The organism is Bacteroides sp. AR20 (genome assembly GCF_964250605.1).
In the GTDB taxonomy this organism is placed as follows: domain Bacteria; phylum Bacteroidota; class Bacteroidia; order Bacteroidales; family Bacteroidaceae; genus Bacteroides; species Bacteroides uniformis.
The window spans coordinates 19225-40457 of record NZ_CAXUGK010000033.1; the positions used below are offsets into that span (position 1 = coordinate 19225).

At 46.9% G+C, this 21233-nt stretch carries 12 protein-coding genes; 5 read left to right on the forward strand and 7 right to left on the reverse strand.

The genetic code is table 11. The annotated features are described in order from the left end of the window. Positions 1–3 precede the first annotated feature (3 nt). From ACESTD_RS15335 to ACESTD_RS15365, 7 genes are all read right to left on the reverse strand, one after another. Entirely contained in the window at positions 4–1299 is a 1296-nt protein-coding gene (locus ACESTD_RS15335; protein ID WP_229077950.1) for a DUF4302 domain-containing protein, read from the reverse strand. Between the two features lie 24 nt (positions 1300–1323). Further along, on the reverse strand, positions 1324–2220 hold the full coding sequence (locus ACESTD_RS15340) for a putative zinc-binding metallopeptidase (protein WP_034528903.1): 897 nt from the start codon (positions 2218–2220) through the stop codon (positions 1324–1326). 28 nt (positions 2221–2248) lie between these two features. Next, positions 2249–3856, reverse strand: coding sequence for a RagB/SusD family nutrient uptake outer membrane protein (locus tag ACESTD_RS15345; RefSeq protein ID WP_373158990.1), 1608 nt, complete (start codon positions 3854–3856; stop codon positions 2249–2251). A 33-nt stretch (positions 3857–3889) separates the two neighbouring features. Then, positions 3890–7474 carry a SusC/RagA family TonB-linked outer membrane protein gene (locus tag ACESTD_RS15350; protein ID WP_120139279.1) on the reverse strand — a complete coding sequence of 1195 codons (3585 nt, stop codon included), beginning with the start codon at positions 7472–7474 and terminating at the stop codon, positions 3890–3892. A 146-nt stretch (positions 7475–7620) separates the two neighbouring features. Then, a complete protein-coding gene (locus ACESTD_RS15355) occupies positions 7621–8715 on the reverse strand; it encodes a FecR family protein (protein WP_009037271.1) in 1095 nt (364 codons plus the stop codon). Between the two features lie 9 nt (positions 8716–8724). Next, positions 8725–9273: an RNA polymerase sigma factor gene (locus ACESTD_RS15360; RefSeq protein WP_009037270.1), complete on the reverse strand. Its 549-nt coding sequence runs from the start codon at positions 9271–9273 to the stop codon at positions 8725–8727. Between the two features lie 30 nt (positions 9274–9303). Further along, positions 9304–10734, reverse strand: a complete 1431-nt coding sequence (locus tag ACESTD_RS15365; protein ID WP_120139278.1) for a sigma-54 dependent transcriptional regulator — start codon at positions 10732–10734, stop codon at positions 9304–9306. A 93-nt stretch (positions 10735–10827) separates the two neighbouring features. Between ACESTD_RS15365 and ACESTD_RS15370 the strand changes: the two genes are divergently transcribed. The 5 genes from ACESTD_RS15370 (at position 10828) to ACESTD_RS15390 (ending at position 21232) form a co-directional block, all read left to right on the forward strand. Continuing rightward, on the forward strand, positions 10828–11667 hold the full coding sequence (locus ACESTD_RS15370) for a peptidylprolyl isomerase (protein ID WP_008665944.1): 840 nt from the start codon (positions 10828–10830) through the stop codon (positions 11665–11667). A gap of 24 nt (positions 11668–11691) precedes the next feature. Continuing rightward, positions 11692–12930 (forward strand): pitrilysin family protein, encoded by a 1239-nt coding sequence (locus ACESTD_RS15375; protein ID WP_005834912.1) that lies wholly within the window; start codon positions 11692–11694, stop codon positions 12928–12930. Between the two features lies 1 nt (position 12931). Beyond that, positions 12932–14275 carry an MATE family efflux transporter gene (locus tag ACESTD_RS15380; protein WP_373158989.1) on the forward strand — a complete coding sequence of 448 codons (1344 nt, stop codon included), beginning with the start codon at positions 12932–12934 and terminating at the stop codon, positions 14273–14275. 4 nt (positions 14276–14279) lie between these two features. Continuing rightward, complete coding sequence (locus ACESTD_RS15385; protein ID WP_118264520.1) at positions 14280–16574, forward strand: hybrid sensor histidine kinase/response regulator; 2295 nt, start codon at positions 14280–14282, stop codon at positions 16572–16574. Between the two features lie 107 nt (positions 16575–16681). Next, entirely contained in the window at positions 16682–21232 is a 4551-nt protein-coding gene (locus tag ACESTD_RS15390; RefSeq protein WP_117588695.1) for a translocation/assembly module TamB domain-containing protein, read from the forward strand. The last annotated feature ends 1 nt before the right edge of the window (position 21233 follow it).

Here is a 21233-nt window from a genome sequence, read left to right on the forward strand (position 1 = left end):
TTCTTATCGGGCAATCTTGAACCAGGTATTGCTGTCGGATATACTGCTCATGATTGCTGATGTGGGGTTGTCTATGTCGTCAAATTCCACTTTGTAAGGGCTGTGCTCTCCGATGAATGTAGCGAGGGGTTGCATGAAATTGTATAACTCGAAATCATAACCGGGACCCAGCAGAATGATGCTCACTTGATTGTCCGTCCCGTCAATGGGGCGCATGTCAATACCGTAGGAAATATCGTAGTCATCCATGAACCAGCTGCTTGTCCATCCTATACAGATAGGATAGGTGTCACCTGCCGGGTAGCTGGGATTCTTTCCTATGAACATGCTTGTAATGTCTTCTCCCATTTCGTCCCTATCTTTTTCGTTGATCTCCTGAAGCAATGTCCATAAATTGTCACTCATTTCGGCTTTTTCATCATCAAAGTCGAAACTGAAAGACCACTTCATAGTACCGGCGCAGAACACTTCCATTTGATTAGGACGCGGAAAACTGACATTGGAATCCACTGCTTTCAGTTGCATATCCTCTTCCAGTATAAATTCTTGGAAAGTGCTGCCGTCAATGCTCACCGGCTCATAGAGACGGATGCCCTTATCCGTGAAGAGGTAAGGTCTGTTGGTGCGTTGGGTAACATTGTCTTGTTCGGGGTAATAGGTGAACTGTTTGGCATTCAGCAGGCATGCATGTGTATTGCCATTTACTTCAAGTCTCAAACGTGGACTGGCAGACAGACGGTCGCTCATATCCAACACTTTCTTTATATAAGTACTGGCGGGCTCTCTGAGACGGGTCAGCATCATGCGATTGCCGTGTTTTTTCCCTTTCAGTAGAATGATGTCTTGTCCTACTTCCTTAAAGGAAAATTCATAGTCGCCTTCAAAGCCGGTTGGGTTGTCACTGTCAGTCGGCTCCGACCAATAGTGCAGAAGTGGGTTGTAGGAATCGAAAGTAAGGATTACTTCCTGCTCGGCTTTTACTTGATAGAGTGAGGTGACCTCAGTGCCTGCCGGCCAACTTTCTCCACTGTCGTTGGCATAGGATATCTCGGAAGCAATGGCAGATTTCCCATTTTTGAACACGACGGTGAGGGTATAGCCACCCAGGGAACCGTCAGAAGGATAATAATCCATAATCCAGCCGTTTTCACTGTTCTCAAGCAGGTCGGTATACTCTGTCACTGCTTGGTTGAGTCGTTGGGCAGCTGAAGAGTCGAATAAGTCTGCCTCTTCATTTACGCATGAGCAGATGCAGGCCAAGTTGCATAGTAAATAGAATGTATATATAAACTTCTTCATATTCTTCATAACGATTGATAGTAATTAATCAGTTTCATCAAGTGTAGCGACGGGGCTTAGGTCTAATGTCCCATCGGTAACGTCACTCAGACGTCGCTGGGTGACGTTGCGAAGCTCGTCAAGGTTGATATTCCATGTTTCGCTCATATACTGTCTTGCCATGTTAAGCTTGCGGACGATGAGGCTTGCTCCGTTTTCGCCTGCTTTGGATAACAGTTCTTTCCACTCCGTGGGTTTTATGGAAACGTATATGGCAATTGTTTCTGCAAAATCTTCGTCAGGCTGGCTGCTGGCGTATGCATTGACAAAACCTTTTGCTTGTGCTTCTTCATCATCGGATAGGTACCAGTCATTGTCTACGTAATTGCCTTCGGAGATACGCTGGAACTCTGTATCATAGTTCTTTGTCTGATGAAGGATGTGGACAAATTCGTGGTGCATGGTCTCAAAATAGAGTGAGTTCAGGGTAGCGGCATCGAGAGTAAAGTAGTTCACCATGTAGAGTGTAATCTTCAACCCTCCTTCTGCTTGACCCAGTACGACAGACCCTGTCTCTTCATAGGCAGGAGAGCCTACCATATGAATGATTTTAGGAACATAAGTACAAGTGAAGTCCAGTCCTGCTACTTCGTCATACGCTTCTAGCCAAGTGTACTTCACCACTTTGGCCAATTTCTGTGCCATAATGAAATCGGCAGGTGCAAGTGTATAGTTGAAGTCGGTTTCCATATCTTCCAGCCGATATATCAGCTTGATATTATAGGTATCTGTATAGTTCTTTTTCAGCCATTGGTCGAAGCTGTTCTTTTCCGTGGTCGGTTCGTCGGTGAAAATACTGTTACGGTCCAGTTCTTCTTCCTGGCAGGAAGTGAATTGTAGTAATGCGAACGCCATGGCAATGATATAAAAGTAGATTCTCATAATGTTCAATATCTAGTTGTAAAGGTTATTAATTGCGAGGATTGGGTTCCATGCCAGCGTTGATAACACTTTGCGGCAGTTGGATGGCCCTGCGTGGGTCGTCGGTTTTCAGCTCATCGGTAATAGTGATTTGACTGCCCAATACGGTACGGCGGTAGATTTCAATGCCGTAGCGCTTGATGTCAAACCAACGTTTGCCTTCGTGCAGCAGTAGGATACGGCGTGCATGCAGAATGGCATGGATGAAATTCTCTTGCGTACCCGCTGCCACAGTAAAGTCGGGATGAAGTCGTTTTTTGGGAGTGGCAACTTTCGAAGTATAGTATTCCATACCCGAAATAAGTTTACCTTTGGAGTCGTATACCGGAGTACCGTAAAAGGTATTGATGTCTTCTACTGTAACGTCAGAGGTGGATTCGTAGAAAGCCTTTCCCCAAATGTTGAGATCTGCCAGTGCCTTGTCATATTCTCCCTTCATGGCATAGGCTTCGGCACGTGTCAGCAAGATTTCATCAGTGGTAAGTGCCGGATACATGACATGAAGATAACCGATTCCGTTAGTCATGTCCGTAAGTTCCATGTATTCGGCCATTTTAGCCATAATCACTTTGGGTATAGCCGGATAAGACGGGATTCGGAAATAGAATTCTTCGCGGTTTCCCCAGGGGGTGTCGGCGCACGATTCAGAAGAGGCAATGGTTACATTGTGCGTGTAGCGTGAACCGGTTTTATAGGGCCCATAGGTACGCGCCCATACCGAAAAGGTGGAATAAAGCAGGAGGTTGGCCCTATCCTTGACGTCTGCATAGGCTTTGGCACGTACGGAGTTGTTACTTTCTTTAGCGCCTATGGTAGCCCAGTCACGCAATACTTCTGCAGGGGTATTGCCTAAAACTTCACCGGTATATTGAATTACTTTGTCATAGTTTGATTTGTCTTTTTGAACGTAGAACAAATAGAAGCGTGCAGCAAAGGCATAAGCAGCTTTGCGGTTGAAGTGGTATTTGGGAACGGAGAGATGTTCATCATTCATTAGGGGCAGTGCCTCTTCTATATCATCTGCCATTCTTTGATAGTCTTCCGCTACTGTGCCGCGGCTGTAGTGGGGAGATACAGCACTTTCTGATTCCGTCATGTAAGGAATGCCAAGATCGGTAGTGCTGCTTTGAGAGTTATAATTCAGGCAAAAAATATTGGTAAGTACCCAATGAGCATAGGCACGGCACATTAGTGCTTCTCCTTTTTGTGGGAGTAAGGATGAGGGAGTTCCCATTTCTTCAATGGCTTGCAGTGCAAGGTTGGCAGACGCTATAGCCTTGTAGCAGTCATTCCATAGGTCATATGGACTATCCATCTCCTTTTCGGTGATGTCTTCCCATAGAGCTGCCTGTTCTTGTAATTTGTTGATGGCGGTATAGGAGGAAAGTCCGTTTTTATCTGTGTTGTCCGAAGACATTTCGGCTATCAGTGCATAATGGCTGTTGGGATATGCCGATACCAATAGGCTGGTAATTTTCTCTTCGGTGTCAACGGTTGCCCGGTTGTCCGGCATTTTGTCCAGATAGTCGCTGCAGGAAGTACATAGGGCGGTACAGATGGCTACTGCTGTATAAAGTATGATATGTTTCTTTTTCATGCCTAGTATTCTGATAAAGTTTTTCATTAAAAATTAAATACCGAATTTCAGTGTCAGTGTAAACTGTTTGGGTACGGGAGCGGATACACCACCAGTGCGGAAGAATTCCGGGTCTTGTCCATTCAGTTTGTCATCTGCATAAATCAGGAAAAGGTTGGTTCCTTGCAATTTCATGGAAAGGTCGCTTATTCCTATTTTACTGGTCCATCTTTTGGGAAAGTCATAGGAGAACGATATTTCTTTCATGCGGATAAAGTCTCCTTTGGCTACACGCGCTGTGGAATAGTTGTAGGCGTTATAGAGTACTTTCAAATAGCGATCATTGGTGTTCTGGCCATTGGATACAATAACCGGAACTTGGGTCACGGTTTCGTTTCCGGCGGCAATCCAGCGGTTTTTGAACTCTTTTGGCATGGCATCCAAGTCGGAATAGGAGCTGCTGAATACCGGATCAAGACGGATAACATTTCCCATGGAGTAGGTCATGAAGACATTCAACTTGAAACCTTTGTAGCTGAATATATTGCCGAAACTTCCGGTTATGGTAGGGTCTGTAGGTCCTTCGTATACCAGATGTTCCAGATTTTGACTTTGAAAATTAATATCTTCTCCGTTACAAGTCAAATTACCGTCTTGGTCGATAAATGTAGGTAGACCATCTTGGTTCAGTCCTTGGAAATTGTAGGAAAACAGACTTCTTACCGGATATCCTTTCAAGGCAAATCCGCTGCCGGATACTACGGACATGACCTCTGTTTCGGAATCGAGTTTGGTGACTTCGTTTTTGGCATGCGAGAAGATGAAATTTGTGTTCCAGGAGAAATCACGCGTCTTGATGTTGCGGGTAGAAAGGGTGAATTCTACACCATGTGATTTCATGCTGGCCACATTGGCAAATTTGCTGATTTGTCCACCCACACCTTCTGTTTGGATAATTCCTATTAAGTCATAGTTGTTACGTTTATACCAGTCTGCAGCCAAGTTGATTCGGTTATCTAAAAAACCGACTTCCATACCGATATTCAGTTCATGCTTCTTTTCGTAGGTCAGTTCGTCGTTGGCCAGGTTCAGTATCTGGAGTCCGCTTTCCTGGATATTTGTTCCTGGTCGGTAAGGTTTGTAACTGTTAATTTCAATCAGAGAATTGCTGACTGATGATGGGCCCGGGTCACCGGTCAACGAATAGGAAGCTTTGAGGGAAAGGTGGGAGATGGAGTTGCGCAGTGATTCCCAAAAGGTCTCTTCGTGTACATTATAGGCACCGGATATATTCCAGGTAGGTAACCAACGGGCAGTCCGGCTTTTTCCCAGACGGTTGGTCCCCTCGTATCGGATGGTTCCATTTACAGTATATTTCCCTTTATAGGAGTAAGTGGCATTCCCGAAGAAAGCAGTTGAACGGCTGGCTGTATTGGCAAGTGAATAATAGTCTGCACCATCTTCAATGCTTTTTTTGAAGAACTGGTAGACGTAGAAAGGAATTTCTCCCATGGAATATTGCATACCCCATCCATTAAAGTAGGTCTTGTTGCGGTCAATGGAATTGGCCTCAGTACCGGCAAATAAATTAATGATATGATCTTCACCGAAGTTGGTATTGTAGTTCGCTGTAGCCCGGAAGTCATAACTTAGCATTTTGTAGGTGGTTTTTTGGTATATACCTCCTTGTGGCAAAACAGAGATAGGTAAGTCATAATCATAATCCGGGTCGTCGTATAGGAACGGATTGTTGTCACGAATGGTAGCATCGTCCATAGCCCGGTAAGCCATAGCTTGATTGGCGTCATCCTTTATGATATGTTCATTGCCGGTTTCTGAAAATTTGGCGGCTCCTAACACTCCGAGTTCCAGTCCCTTTATGGGTTTCCATTTCAGTTCGCCTTGGAATTTAAGGTCTACCACATCCAGGTTCATGTAATTATTATCCAATTCGTGCCGGATGTTGAAATCTGCATAGTTACGGGTATAGAAGGTGTGTGCATCCAGTGTACGCGATGTATTCATGGAATAGGAGTAAGGGTTGATGTCAAAATCGCGTCTTACTTCACCGGACACAGGGTCTATACTCTGACTTAATGTGCCAGGGGCTTTCTGCTTACGGTAGGAAGCTGAGGATATCAGATTCAAACTCAGTTGTTGGGAAATAGTGTAAGTTGTGTTTACATTAGCGGTATAACGGTTTACTTTGCTTTGTTGGTACCATCCCGGGTCGTTCATGACGCTCAATGAAGCATAGAACGAGACCTTGTCTGTACCGGTTGAAACGCTGACCGAATGATTTTGTGTGATGTTGCTGTTAAAGAGCTCGTCGAACCAGTTTGTATTCCGGTATTCTGCGGAGCGTAGGTATTCATTTTCTGCGGCGGGAGTATTGGCCAATGCAAAGGTACCGGTTATCGGGTCGTAGCTATTCTGGAGCTGGTACATTTTACCATAGACGCCGCTTTGGGAGGCACGGTAGGTTTCGGCGAAATTCAGCCAGCCTTTTTGCCTCATTTCCTTGTAGACACCCATCTGTTCTTGTGAATTCATGATGTTGAACTCGGAATAACTTGGAATCAAGCGGAGGGAGAATTCACCGGTATAACTGATTCTGCTCTTTCCGGCCATACCTTTCTTGGTAGTGACAACAATCACACCGGCCATGGCTCGTGCTCCGTAAATGGAGGTTGCTGAACCGTCTTTCAGAATCTGAAAGCTTTCAATATCATCGGAATTCAATCCTGCAATGGCTGAGCTGATTAGTGTTTCTGCATCTCCTGATGAGAGATCGTCGGCGCTGACTTCTGTCACATCTTCCATAATCACACCGTCCACTACCCAGAGTGGCTTGCTGTTACCATATATGGAGGTGGCACCGCGTACGCGGATTTTAGGAGCTGTACCGAATGTGCCGGATACATTCTGTACAGATACACCGGCTGCCCTGCCCTCAAGCGAACGGCTGATGTCAGGCAAGCCGCTTAATTTCATCTCTTCGCTTTTCAAACGGGTGGAAGCGCCGGTAAATAGACGTTTGTCCATTTTCTGCATGCCAGTAACAACCACTTCTTGCAGTTCTTGGGCATCTTCGTGCATCACCAGATTCATGAACTGCTCGGAGGCCTTAACCATTAATGGCTGCATACCTACATAGGTAAGGTTGATAGAGGTTGCTCCGGCTGGCAACTGAAGTTTGAAGTAGCCGTCTATGTTTGTGATGACTCCTGTTGTGTTGTCGGGGGTACTTACGGCCACACCGGGTAATGGTTGGCTGTTCTCATCTGTGACCCGCCCCGTGACCGTACGCGTTTGCTTGTCTTTTTTGTTATCAGTGGAAATGATGCTGATAAAATTCCCGTTTTGTGTATACGTGAACGGTTCATTGCCAATGATTGCTTTGATAGCTTCTCCTACTGAGGTAGTCTTGATGGAGCAAGTTGCCTTGCGGTTTTTGACATCGTCGTAGGTAAATAGGATTTTGTACCCAAAGGCTTTGCCTACCTTTTTCAATGCGTCCGACCATTCTTCGTTGTCGAAAGTGAGCTGAATGGTTTCTTTTTGTCTCTCTTGTGCGGTCGCTTGTGAAATTGCCAGCGACAATAACAAGACAAATAGAAACAAAAATCTTTTTCTCATTGCACTTTTGATTTTAAAATTATACTTTATGATTCATTTAGCTGTTTGGGACCCGGCTATATATAAAGTACGATTGAAATCAAAAAACGGGTATGCTTTTTTAAGAAAAAGTAAAAAATAAAAGGAATAATGGGTGTCAGAGCCGATTATTCAATGATAACTTTATTTTCTTTCACACTTGCTTTTACCTTATTCAAGCTGTTCAACAAAGTAATGGCTTGCTCTAATGTTTCATGGCGTTTGGCAAGGAAGTGCAGGCGGATGTTCTTGTCTGAAGGGTGGATAAAGATGATGTCTACATTGTACCATCTTCCTAGGTCACGCATAATTTCTACCAAGGGCTTGTTGTCGAAATAGAAGTAGCCATCTTTCCATTCCACATATTCATCCGCATCAATATGGCTGATGGAGAAGTCTCCTTCTTTGTTCAGACAAGCTTGCTCTCCCGGAGCAAGTAGCTTACTTAGGTTATTCTGGCGATTTTTAACCTTTACTTGGCCATTGATGAGCGTGACTAGAGCCTCGCTTGAGGGATAATTGCGGATGTTGAATTCTGTACCGAGTACCTGTGTGTGCAGATTCTCTGTGTAGACAATGAAAGGGTGTTGCTTGTCGTGTGCTACCTTGAAATAGGCTTCTCCTTGCAGATGGACTATTCTTTCGTTTCCTTTGAAACGGGAAGGATAAGATAGCTGGCTTTCAGCATTGAGCCAGACCTCAGTCCCGTCTGATAAGGTCAGTTTGAATTCCTTCTTGCGTGGAGTACTGACTGTTTGCATAGAAACCTCTTGCCGGATGTTGTTTCGGTAGTCCAGCCTGCCTTGTTCGTCATTTTGTGCACCGAATATGCCGGACAATTCATCTGCAGATGTCTGCTGATTGAGTTCTATGTGGTTTCCTTCTTGGTTCTGCAATGTAATTTCTGTCAAGCTGTTATCGGCCAGAAAGATTGTTTCTGGTAATTCCTTCTCTTTTGAATTATTCGGGCCAGAAAGAACTTGGAATAACCATATGCATCCAAGTAATACGGCAGCTGTTATTGCATTGCTGACTATTATCAGTTGTCTGGTTGATAGGCGTTGCTGCTTTTGTTTGAAACGCTTCAATTCTGCCTCCACATCCGGTTGCTTCGTGTTCGTCAAGAGGAAATGATGTCGTAGGGCAACTTCCTCTTTTGTTGTCATCTTTTCACTTTCCGTCGGAAGTGGTTGATTGTTGGTATGTAGTGAATGCTCTTCCATGATGAATATTTATATTATATACGTTTCAGTAGTGAAATCCGGTCCGTTCGGCAAGTCTTTTTCACTGCCGAATAACTCTTTTAGCATTTTTAAAGACTTGGAGATGTGTTTCTTCACCGTGTTGGGGCTGATATTCATCTCGTCTGCCACTTGCTGGTAAGTCTTTCTGGCTAAATAGCATTCCTCCAGAATATGTCGTGTCATAGCAGGTAGTTTATCCAGCATTTTACTTATCAGGATGTCTTGCCTCATAGCTTCTGTATAGTCTGTATAGAATGTATCGACTTCTGCAAAATATTCCTTGGTGTATTGTATCTCTACTTGTTGATGACGGAAATGGTCTATGCACCGGTTACGTACCGTTGTGGTGAGATAACCAGATACATTTTCCTGCTTGATATGCTTGATGTCTTCCCACAATTTGGCAAATACGTCACTTACAATGTCACGGCTTGCTTCCGCATCGTTGGTCAGATGATAGGCGTATAAATATAAGCGTGTATAGTGTTGTGTGAAAATCTGGTTGAAGGTGTTTTCGTATAGTAGTTTTTTTAGCATACTTGTGCTTTCTGTATTGAAATAAAAAGATTAACTGTCGGATATGTTATAAAGCTTCAACTTGTTGTACAGCGTTTTGCGGTCAATGCCCAACAGTTGTGCAGCGCGGCTCTTGTTGTTTCCCGTCTGCCGCAAGGCTTCGATGATTTGATGCTTCTCTGCCTCCTCATTGCGGAGAGGGATACCGATGATGGCCGGTGCGGGTTCTTTCAGTTCATTCAGTTCGTTGATAGTAATGAATTTGCCTTGTGCCAGCAAGGTTGCACGGCGTACCATATTCTTCATTTGGCGTAGATTGCCGGGCCAGGGATATTCCAATAGGGCGCGGGATGCCTTGTCATCAAAGCCGGTCAGTTGCTTGTCCATTTCGCGGTTGGCCTGGTCCAGAAAGAAATTGGCAAAGAGCAGGATGTCTTCACGGCGGTCTTTGAGTTGCGGCATGCGTAGGGTGAATTCATTGATACGGTGATATAAATCTTCACGGAACGCCCCTTTTTCGATGGCTTGCTCCAAATTTTCGTTGGTGGCGGATACCAGACGTATGTCCACGCTTATCTCTTTGTTTGAACCTACCGGACGTATCTTGCGCTCTTGCAAAGCACGCAGCAACTGTATTTGCACTTCATAGCTCAGATTACCTATCTCATCCAGGAAGATGGTACCGCCGTTGGCTTCGACGAAAGCGCCCGTTTTGTCGGTCAGTGCGCCGGTAAAGGCGCCCTTTATGTGCCCGAAGAACTCCGAAGCGGCCAATTCTTTGGGAATAGAACCGCAATCGATGGCTACAAACGGCTGGTCGGCACGCTTGCTGAGCTGGTGGATGCGGTGAGCTACGTATTCTTTGCCCGTTCCGCTGGCACCATTGATGAGTACAGACATATTGGTAGGTGAAACCAGTTTCACATAATTGTAGAGTTGTTTGGCTGCGTCGCTCTCTCCCTCAAGGAAGTCGGAGGAGGACAATGAGCCTTCTGCACCCTTCAGAGGCTGATTTTTCATCTTGTCGGAATGCATCGTCTGTTTGGGTGAAACGGATGGTCTGTTTGGGGTAAACGCATCATCTGTTCGGGACGAATGCATCATCTGTTTCAAAGCGGAGGATGATGCATTCAAGGCTTCGCCTATTTTTTTCAGTAATTCGTCCGGGTTCACAGGCTTGGCAATGTAATCGCAGGCTCCCAGTTTCATGGTTTGGACGGCCGACTGTATGTCAGCGTATCCTGTCATGATGATAAGCGGTATTTGCAGGCCGTGTTCGCCCAGCCATTTCAATAAGTCAATGCCATCCTTGTCGGGCAGGCGCAGGTCAGACAATATCAAGTCTACGGTTTCCGACTCAATATGTTTTTGAGCACGGGCAATGTTGCTGGCAGAGGTTACTTGGAAACCTTTTTTGCCGAGCCATGTTTTTAGCATCATGCCGTAAGTAATATCATCTTCTACAATTAATATGGATGTCATTGCTTTAGCCTTTTATCTCTTTTATGTAGGCAAAGGTAAGTGCTTTTGTCTGATTTTAGTATATTTGCAAACTTAAATTAAATAAAAAACAAAATGAAAAGAAATCTTATTGTATTATTAACTATACTGGTTTGCAGTCTGACTGCTTGCAAGCCGGGACAAAAGAAAGAGGAAGATATGGAAAAAGAAACGAAGCTGAAGATTGAAACAAGTGCGGGTGACATCACCGTGAAACTGTATAATGAAACCCCGAAACATCGTGATAACTTTATCAAGCTGGTGGAAGACGGCACGTATGAAGGTACGCTGTTCCACCGTGTCATCAAGGACTTTATGATACAAGCAGGTGACCCGGAATCGAAGAAGGCTCCGAAAGGCAAGATGCTGGGGGCAGGCGACGTGGGTTATACCGTTCCTGCCGAATTTGTTTATCCGAAGTATTTTCACAAAAAAGGTGCTTTGTCGGCTGCACGCCAGGGTGATGAGGTGAACCCTGACAAGGCATCATCCGGCTGCCAGTTCTACATTGTGACCGGAAAAGTGTATAATGACTCTACCTTGCTGGGGATGGAACAGCAGATGAATCAGATGCGCTTGAACAATGCTTTCAACGCGTTGGCGCAGAAACACATGAAGGAAATCTACAAGATGCGCAAGAATAATGACCAGGACGGTCTGATGGATTTGCAAGATTCCTTGATTGCGCAGGCAGAGGCTCAGGTTGCCAAGGAACCGGAGTTCAAGTTTACCCCCAAGCAGGTGAAGGCTTATACTACCGTGGGCGGTACTCCACATTTGGACGGTGCATATACCGTGTTCGGTGAAGTGCTGGAAGGTATGGATATTGTTGATAAAATACAGAAGGTCAAGACTGACCGTAACGACCGTCCCGAAGAGGATGTGGTTATTAAAAAAGTGACAGTGATAGATTGATGATAGATTCTGTCATTCCATTTTATGAAAATAAACAAAAAGATATTTGACAACGGTCTGCGGTTGGTGCACAATGAGGACACCAGCACGCAGATGGTTGCCTTGAATATTGTTTATGACGTGGGTGCCCGTGACGAACATCCCGAGCATACGGGCTTTGCCCATCTGTTCGAGCATCTGATGTTCGGAGGTTCGGTGCATATTCCTGATTATGACGCTCCTTTGCAATTGGCAGGCGGAGAGAATAATGCATGGACCAATAATGATATAACCAATTACTACCTGACGGTTCCAAAATCGAATGTGGAAATCGGCTTCTGGCTGGAGTCCGACCGCATGCTGGAACTGGCATTCAGTGAGCAAAGTCTTGAAGTGCAGCGTGCGGTAGTGATGGAGGAATTTAAACAACGTTGCTTGAACCAGCCGTATGGTGATGTGGGACATCTGCTTCGTCCTTTGGCTTATCAAACGCATCCTTATCGCTGGCCTACTATCGGGAAAGACCTCTCTCACATTGCCAATGCCACGCTGGACGAGGTAAAGGAATTCTTTTTTCGTTTTTATGCACCTAATAATGCAGTGCTGGCCGTTACCGGAAATATTTCGTGGGAAGAAACGGTTAGGCTGACAGAAAAATGGTTTGCTCCCATTCCCCGTAGGAATGTGCCCGTAAGGCAATTACCGCAAGAAGTTGTACAGACGGCAGAACGCCGGCAGACGGTGGAACGGAATGTTCCTCTGGATGCTTTGTTCATGGCTTATCACATGTGCAGCCGTGAGGATGCCGATTATTATGCCTTCGATATTCTGTCGGATATTCTGAGCAATGGACGTTCCAGTCGCTTGACCCGCAGGCTGGTGCAGGAGCAGAAGTTCTTTTCCAGTCTCGATGCCTATATCTCCGGTACACGGGATGCCGGCCTGCTGCATATCAGTGGAAAACCATCTGCAGGCGTATCTTTGGAGCAAGCCGAGGCTGCTGTCCGGAAAGAGTTGGAAGAGTTGAAATCCGGGTTTGTTGGAGAACAAGAATTGGAGAAAGTAAAGAACAAGTTTGAGTCTACACAGATATTCGGCAACATCAATTATCTGAATGTTGCCACGAATCTTGCCTGGTTTGAACTGACCGGGCAGGCGGAAGACATAGACCGTGAAGTGGACAATTACCGCTCTGTGACGGCAGAACAGCTTCATAGGGTCGCCCAACAGACCTTCCGCGATGAAAACGGGATTGTGCTTTATTACCAAAAAGAAAACCTTTAGTATGAAAAAATTATTTGATACGTATAAGCAGCACTATAAAGCATTGCTTCTCCTGGGGCTACCCATTGTGGTGGGGCAGTTGGGAGTCATTGTGCTTGGTTTTGCCGATACGCTGATGATTGGGCATCACAGCACGGAGGAACTGGGTGCCGCTTCTTTCGTAAACAATCTGTTTACTCTTTGCATTATTTTCAGTACGGGCTTCAGCTACGGGCTGACACCGGTTGTAGGGGGCTTCTACGGTAACCGCCGCTTTGCCGAGGCAGGGCAGGCGTTGCGGTGTAGCCTGGTTGCCAATGTGCTGGTGGCTTTGTTGCTGACTCTTGTCATGGCTGTTCTCTATTTCAATGTGGAGCGGCTGGGACAGCCCGGAGAATTGTTGCCTCTAATCAAGCCTTACTATCTGGTGTTGCTTGCTTCACTGGTCTTTGTCATGTTGTTCAACGGCTTTAAACAGTTTACGGATGGCATCACCGACACCAAGACGGCCATGTGGATTCTGCTTGGAGGGAATGCGCTTAACATCGTAGGAAACTATATTCTGATCAATGGAAAATTGGGTTTCCCGGAGATGGGATTGCTTGGTGCGGGTGTAAGTACCTTGTTCTCTCGCATTGTGATGGTCGTGGTCTTTGCGGTGATTGTGCTTAGTAGTCGCCGTTTTATCCGTTATAGACTCGGATTTATGAGGCTGGGATGGTCGACACCGATGTTCAGGAAACTCAATGCTTTGGGCTGGCCTGTCGGTATGCAGATGGGAATGGAGACCGCTTCCTTCAGCCTCAGTGTTGTCATGGTGGGGTGGCTGGGGACACTTGCTCTGGCATCACATCAGATAATGCTCACTATCTCTCAGTTCACCTTCATGATGTATTATGGCATGGGTGCTGCAGTTGCTGTGCGTGTCAGTAACTTTAAGGGGCAGGGCGACGGGCAAAATGTGCGCCGTTCGGCGTATGCTGGCCTTCACGTCATCTTATGCATGGAAGTGGTGCTGTTGAGTATTGTCTTTGCACTTCGCGGTCAGGTCGGAGGATGGTTTACAGATAATATGGAAGTGTCCGGTATGGTAGCCGCTCTCTTCTTTCCGTTCCTGATTTACCAGTTCGGTGACGGATTGCAGATTAATTTTGCCAATGCCCTGCGTGGTATCTCGGATGTGAAACCGATGATGATTATTGCATTTATATCCTATTTTGTTATATCTTTGCCCGTAGGGTACCTCTGCGGTTTCATCTTCGGCTGGGGACTGACGGGGGTCTGGATGGCTTTCCCGTTTGGACTGACCAGTGCAGGGGTGATGCTATGGCTGAGATTCCGTAGACAGACCAGGGAAAGGATTTGATAATATGAACAGTGTCTCCAAAGTAAAGATTGCCGTAGGCTACACTTTGTTGCTGGCGGTATTGTTTTTTTCCTTGTTCTTCGTACACCGGGAGATGGAGAACCTTATTCTTACCGATGACCGCGATGTACAATGGACAGACAGCGTACTAGCTTTGATACGCGAGAAGGATACCAATACGATAAGAATGCTGCGTACGCTGAGTGAGGCGAATGACAGCATGGTATCTACCAGTGACATTGAGCAGATAATTGCCCAGCAGGACTCGGTAGTGACCCAGCAACGTGTGCAGCACCGTATCATTACACATCGGGATACCGTCGTGACACGCCCTCGAAAGAAGGGTTTTTTCCGTCGTTTGGGTGAAGTGTTTGTCCCCCCAAAGAAAGATACGGCTATCCAGGTAAAGACCTCCCTCGAATTTGCGACGGATACGGTGATTGAACCTTATAATCCGGCCGATTCTTTGCATGAGAAACTGCGTGCTGTGGCCCAGCAGAAAAAAGCTGTAAACACTGTTATACAACGACGTAAACGCTATCTGCAACGCTTGGACCATATGCTGACCGCTCGTATTGACAGCTTGCTGAAAGATTACGAGACGGAAACTCTGCTGCGTGCACGGACGGAAGCCGAGTATCAACAGGCGGTCCGACGCCGTTCGGCCAAGATTATCAGTGGTATTGCCGTAGGTGCGGTGTTGCTTTCCGCTTTTTTTCTTATTATCATCGGCCGCGACATAACCCGAAGCAACCGGTACCGCCGTGAGTTGGAAGAGGCCCGCCGTCGTGCCGAAGATTTACTTGCTGTCCGTGAAAAACTGATGCTTGCCATTACCCATGATTTCAAAGCTCCGCTCGGTTCTATCATGGGCTATGCCGACTTGCTTTCCCGTCTGACGGTGGATGAGCGCCAGCGGTTCTATCTGGACAATATGAAAACCTCATCGGAGCATCTGCTGAAGTTGGTCGTTGATTTGCTCGACTTCCATCGTCTTGATTTGAACAAGGCCGAAGTCAACCGGGTCACCTTTCATCCTTCCCGCCTGCTTGAAGAGATACACGTCAGTTTTGAACCGCTTACGGCTGCCAAAGGGCTGGCGCTTCATTGCGACACTGCCCCGGAGCTGGACGGTACCTATATTTGCGACCCTTTGCGTCTGCGCCAGATTATCAACAATTTGCTGTCCAATGCCGTGAAGTTTACGGACCAAGGCAGTATTACCATGACTGCCCGTTACGAGGACCGTCGACTGGTAGTTGCCATTGCTGATACGGGTAGAGGTATGGAACCTGCCGACCGTGAGCGTATCTTCCAGGAGTTTACCCGCTTACCGGGTGCTCAGGGTAAAGAGGGGTTCGGACTCGGACTTTCCATCGTCCGTATGCTGGTACAGTTGCTTGAAGGCACGATTGATGTAGACAGTGTGCCAGGCAAGGGAAGCACTTTCACCATATATATTCCTATCTATCCCGTAAGGAGTGAAGGACGGAGAATGAAGGATGAAGAATCGGGATGTGTTACCACGCCGAATGGCAATTCTTCATTCCCCGTTCCTCATTCTTCACTGAAGAATGTCCTCCTTATTGATGATGACCGTATTCAGCTTACCCTTACTGCCGCCATGCTTCAGCAGAGTGGTATAAATTCTGTCTCTTGTTTACAACTGGATGAACTGCTGGATGCCTTGCGCACTGCAACCTTTGATGTTCTGCTTACTGATGTGCAGATGCCTGCTATTAATGGTTTTGATTTACTGAAACTGCTGCGTGCTTCGAACATACCGCAGGCACAGTCTGTTCCGGTGATTGCTGTCACTGCTCGCAGTGACATGCAGCGTGAGGAATTTACGGCGCATGGCTTTGCCGGATGCCTGCATAAGCCGTTTACCGTCAGTGAATTGCTGCATGAATTGAATGTGGAGGACAAAGGGAAGGAGGTTACGGAAGTTTCGGAAGCTTCGGCTTGCCCGGGGTATAAATTCTCTTCGCTCACCGTTTTTTCGGTCGATGACCCCGAGGCTGCAAAGTCCATTCTGGAAAGTTTTGTGGCTGAAACCCGTCTCAATGCGGAGCGTTTGCAGAAGGCTGTGGAGAATGAGGATGTGGACGAGATGGCTGCTGTCTCCCACAAAATGATTCCCCTCTTTACGTTGATTGGAGCTACGGAACTGGTTGCATTGCTGAAACTGTTGGAAACTTCTCATGGAGTGCCTTTTACCGGAGAGTTGAAAGAACACGCCCTTGCCGCCCTCGTTTTGATAGAGGATGTCATTACTCAGGCAACAGCTTTTCCGTAATGGGGGAACAGAGAAGAATACATGATTTTTCTCTATCGGGAACCAAATGTCGAAAGAAATTGTTTACTTTGTAGGACTTTTAAATACGATGAAAGATTGACGTTCCGATGAGAAGAAAATGGTTGAGAATAGCACTGTGGGTGCTGCTTACTCCTATTATACTGTTTATAATATTGATGATACTGCTCTATGTGCCTCCCGTACAGAATTTGATACGGAAGCAGGCTACAGCAATTGCATCAGATGCTACGGGTATGGACATATCCGTGGAGCGGATTGACCTTCGCTTTCCTTTGAATTTGTTGGTCCGCGGTGTATTGGTGGTACAGCCTGCCGACAGTGCTGTTGATGTGCAGCATCCCGATACCTTGCTGAATCTTGGAAGTTTGAACGTACGGGTACAGGCATGGCCTTTACTCAAAGGGAAAGTGGAGGTGGATGACATTACCTTGAAACAAGTTGCTGTCAACTCCTCCAATTTAATGGAAGGTATGTGCATCAAAGGAGTACTGGGGCATTTCTTTTTCGAAAGCCATGGCATAGACCTTACAAAAGAAGATGCCATCCTCAATAATATAGAATTGAGCGATACCCATGTGCAGGTGATGCTTGCAGATACCACTGAGACTCCCAAGGACACTACTGACACTGCGTTAAACTGGAAAGTCACACTCCATACTCTGAAGTTGAAGAACGTCTCGGTCGATTTACAGATGCCATTGGACTCCATGGGGCTGAAAGCCCATATAGGAGATGCTGAGATTGCGGACGCTGCTGCCGACCTGAAACACCAGTTCTATGGCTGGAGAAAATTCCTGCTGACTGGAACTTCTGTCAATTATGATACCGGCGGCCCGGGGAGTGCGATAGGCTTCGACCCCTCGCACATTGCTCTTCGCGACATTCGTATGGGCATTGATTCTGTGATGTACTACGGTAGAGATATGAATGCCGTTATCCGGGAATTTTCCATGTATGAGCGTTCCGGTTTAAGTGTGACTTCCCTGACCGGGCGGTTATTTGCCGACTCTACCGTTATCCGTATCCCTTCTTTGAAGTTGCTGACACCTCATAGTGAGATGAACTTTACGGCACAGACTTACTGGGAACTGATAAATATACCTACCACCGGTCGTCTGACAGCCCGTTTCAATGCCCGTATCGGCAAACAGGATGTACTGCTTTTTGCCGGTGGCCTGCCGGAAACTTTCAAGGAAGCCTATCCGTTCCGTCCGTTGGTGATTCATGCCGGTACGGAAGGAAACCTGAAGCAGATGCAGATTTCCCGTTTTACGGCTGAGCTGCCCGGAGCCTTTTCGTTGAATGGGGGAGGAGAATTCTGGAACCTGACCGACAGTGTGAAACGCAATGGAAACATGGACTTCGAGATGCATACGCAGAACTTGAACTTCTTGACCGGACTAGCTGACATTGCTCCCGATGGCTCCATCATCGTGCCGGACAGTATGCACCTTGCGGCACGTGTCGGTATGGAGGGGACGCAGTGCACTGCCGCCTTGAAACTGCTGGAGAAGGAAGGCGTCTTGAATCTGGACGCTGCCTATAACCTTGCTACGGAAGCCTACCATGCCGACCTTGCCATCAACAACTTGCAGGTGCATCACTTCCTGCCCAAGGACTCTATCTATACTCTTACGGCAAAGATGTCCGCTAAAGGACAAGGGGTGGATGTGGCATCACGAAAGACTGTGGCTGCTTTGAATGCCTCTTTGGAAAAACTACAGTATGGGCATTGGGACATTTCCGGTGTGGAGGCGCATGCCGGACTCAAGTCATCCGTTGCTACCGTCCGTCTTGCCAGCGATAATGTTCTTCTCAAGATGCAGGGAAATGCGGATATGCGTCTTGACCGCAGCTATTTGGATGGCGCTTTGGATTTGAATGTGGAAGAGGTGAATCTGCATAAGCTGGGTTTGGTGCCCCGACCGTTGAAACACCCGTTTGCCTTTACAATGGGAGCGGAGGCACGTCATGATTCTCTCAAGTTGAGGCTTGACGCCGGTGACTTGAATCTGCGTTTCCGCGCCCACAGCACGTTGAAGAAGTTGATGGAACAGTCGGATAAATTTGTCTCTATCCTGACAAAGCAGATTGATGAACGGCGTTTGGACCATGCCGCTTTGCGCCAAGTCCTTCCTTCAGCAGGCATGCATCTGGAAGCCGGTAACCAGAATCCCGTCAGCTATTTCCTGGCTGCAAAGGGTATTTCCTATAATGATTTCAAACTGAGCTTCGGATTTACTCCGCAAGTCGGCATCAATGGGCGTACAGCTGTTCACGGATTGCGCATGGACTCCTTGCAGCTCGATACGATATTTTTTACAGTGAAGCAGGATACTGCTCGGATGAAGTTGCAAGGTGGTGTCATAAACGGTCCCAAGAACCCGCAGTTTGTGTTTCGCAGCACATTGACGGGGGAAGTCCGTAATGAAGATGCGGAGCTGACTGTGGATTATGTGGATGGAAAAGGGCAGACTGGTGTGCTGTTCGGTATTAACGCCCGTCCGTTGACCGAAGGACATGGTCGCGGTGATGGTGTGCTGCTGAACCTTATTCCTGCCGAGCCGATTATCGCTTTCCGTAAATTCCACTTTGCGGACAATAGTAACTGGATTTATCTGCATAAGAATATGCGCGTCTATGCCAATATTGATATGGACAGCGACGATGGTCTGTGTTTCCGTATGCAATCCGACAAGAATGATACCCTTTCCTTGCAGAATATAAACGTAGAATTGAGCCGATTGCGCCTGGATGAACTTACGGAGGTACTTCCTTATATGCCTCGGCTTACGGGATTGTTCTCCGCCGAAGCAAATTATATACAGACTGCCACTTCCCTGCAGGTGTCCGCCGAAGCCAATGTAGAGAAACTGACCTACGAACGCCAACCGGTTGGAGATATAGGTCTGGGGGCTACCTGGTTGCCGGGCGACAAGAATACGCACTATTTGAATACCTATTTTACACATGATAACGAAGAAGTGATGATCGCCGACGGTATCTTGACGCAGAAAAACGGAAAGGATACTCTGGAAGTGTCCACTCGTTTCGAGCATTTCCCATTGAAGATGGCCAATGCATTCATCCCTGACCAAATGGTGGCCTTTACCGGAGATATTGATGGAGGGCTTTATATTTATGGTTCGCTGGACAAGCCTCAAATGCATGGTGATATTGTTTTGGACAGTGTGTCTGTCTATGCACGCCAGGCGGGAGCACGTTACTGGTTCGACAACCGTCCGGTACAGATAAAGGACAATCAGTTGATATTCGATAAGTTTGCCATTTATACCACCAGCAAGAATCCGTTTACGATTGACGGTAAGGTTGATTTCCGGAATATGGAGCGTCCTACTGCCAACCTCAATCTGCTGGCAGAGAACTATACGTTGCTGGATGCACCGCGTACCCGCGAAAGTCTGGTATATGGAAAGGTGTTCGTTGATTTGCATGCCACGGTGAAGGGACCGCTTGACGGGCTCACGATGCGTGGAAACATGAATCTGCTGGGCAATACCAACGTAACCTACGTGTTGACCGATTCCCCTTTAACGGTGGAAGACCGTCTCAGTGGGCTGGTTACCTTTACCTCATTCACCGATACGACGTCGGTAAAGGCGGATGAAGTTCCTGCCATGTCGTTGGGAGGATTGGAAATGTATATGTCCGTCCATATTGACGATGCTGTCCGTCTTCGTGCCGACTTGAGTCCCGACCGCAGCAAATACATCGAACTGGAAGGTGGCGGTGATTTGAATATGCAGTATACTCCCCAAGGGGATATGAGCCTTACCGGACGCTATACCCTTTCGGGTGGCGTCATGAAATATTCGCTGCCTATCATCCCCTTGAAGGAGTTTCAGTTCAATCCCGGCAGTTATGTGGATTGGCGAGGGAATATTATGAATCCTACGCTAAGCCTAAAGGCTACGGAACGTATGCGTGCTTCTGTGGCCGACGGTGACGGGGACGGTTCGCGCATGGTGAACTTCGATGTTTCCATTTCCATCAAGAACAGGCTTGACGCTCCCGATTTGATATTCGATATTTCGGCGCCCGAAGATGCCGCAGTAGAGAATGAGCTGCAGGCAATGGGTGCAGAAGAGCGTAGCAAGCAGGCCATTGCCATGCTTGCCACGGGTATTTACCTGAACAGTGGTGCCAAAGGAGGAGGTTTGTCAATGGGAGCCGCCTTGAACTCAGTGCTTCAGAGCCAGATAAACTCCTTGGCGGGAGGTATAAAAGGGGCCAATATCAGTGTAGGTGTGGAAGACCGTACCTCTGCTGAAACGGGTGACACGCAGAAAGACTTCAGTTTTCGTTATTCCCAGCGTTTCTTCAACGACCGCGTACAGATAGTCATCGGTGGAAAAGTGTCCACCGGGGCCAATGCCACGAACGATGCGGAATCATTCATTGACAATATATCGCTGGAATACCGTCTTGATGCGTCGGGTACTCGATATGTCCGTGTATTCCATAATAAAAACTACGAAAGCATACTCGACGGTGAGATAACCGAAACGGGTGTCGGCCTTGTGCTGCGCCGGAAGATGGACCGATTGAGTGAACTCTTCATCTTCAGGAAGAAAAAGATAAAACCGGAGGCTGAAAATAGCGATATGAAAAAGTAGG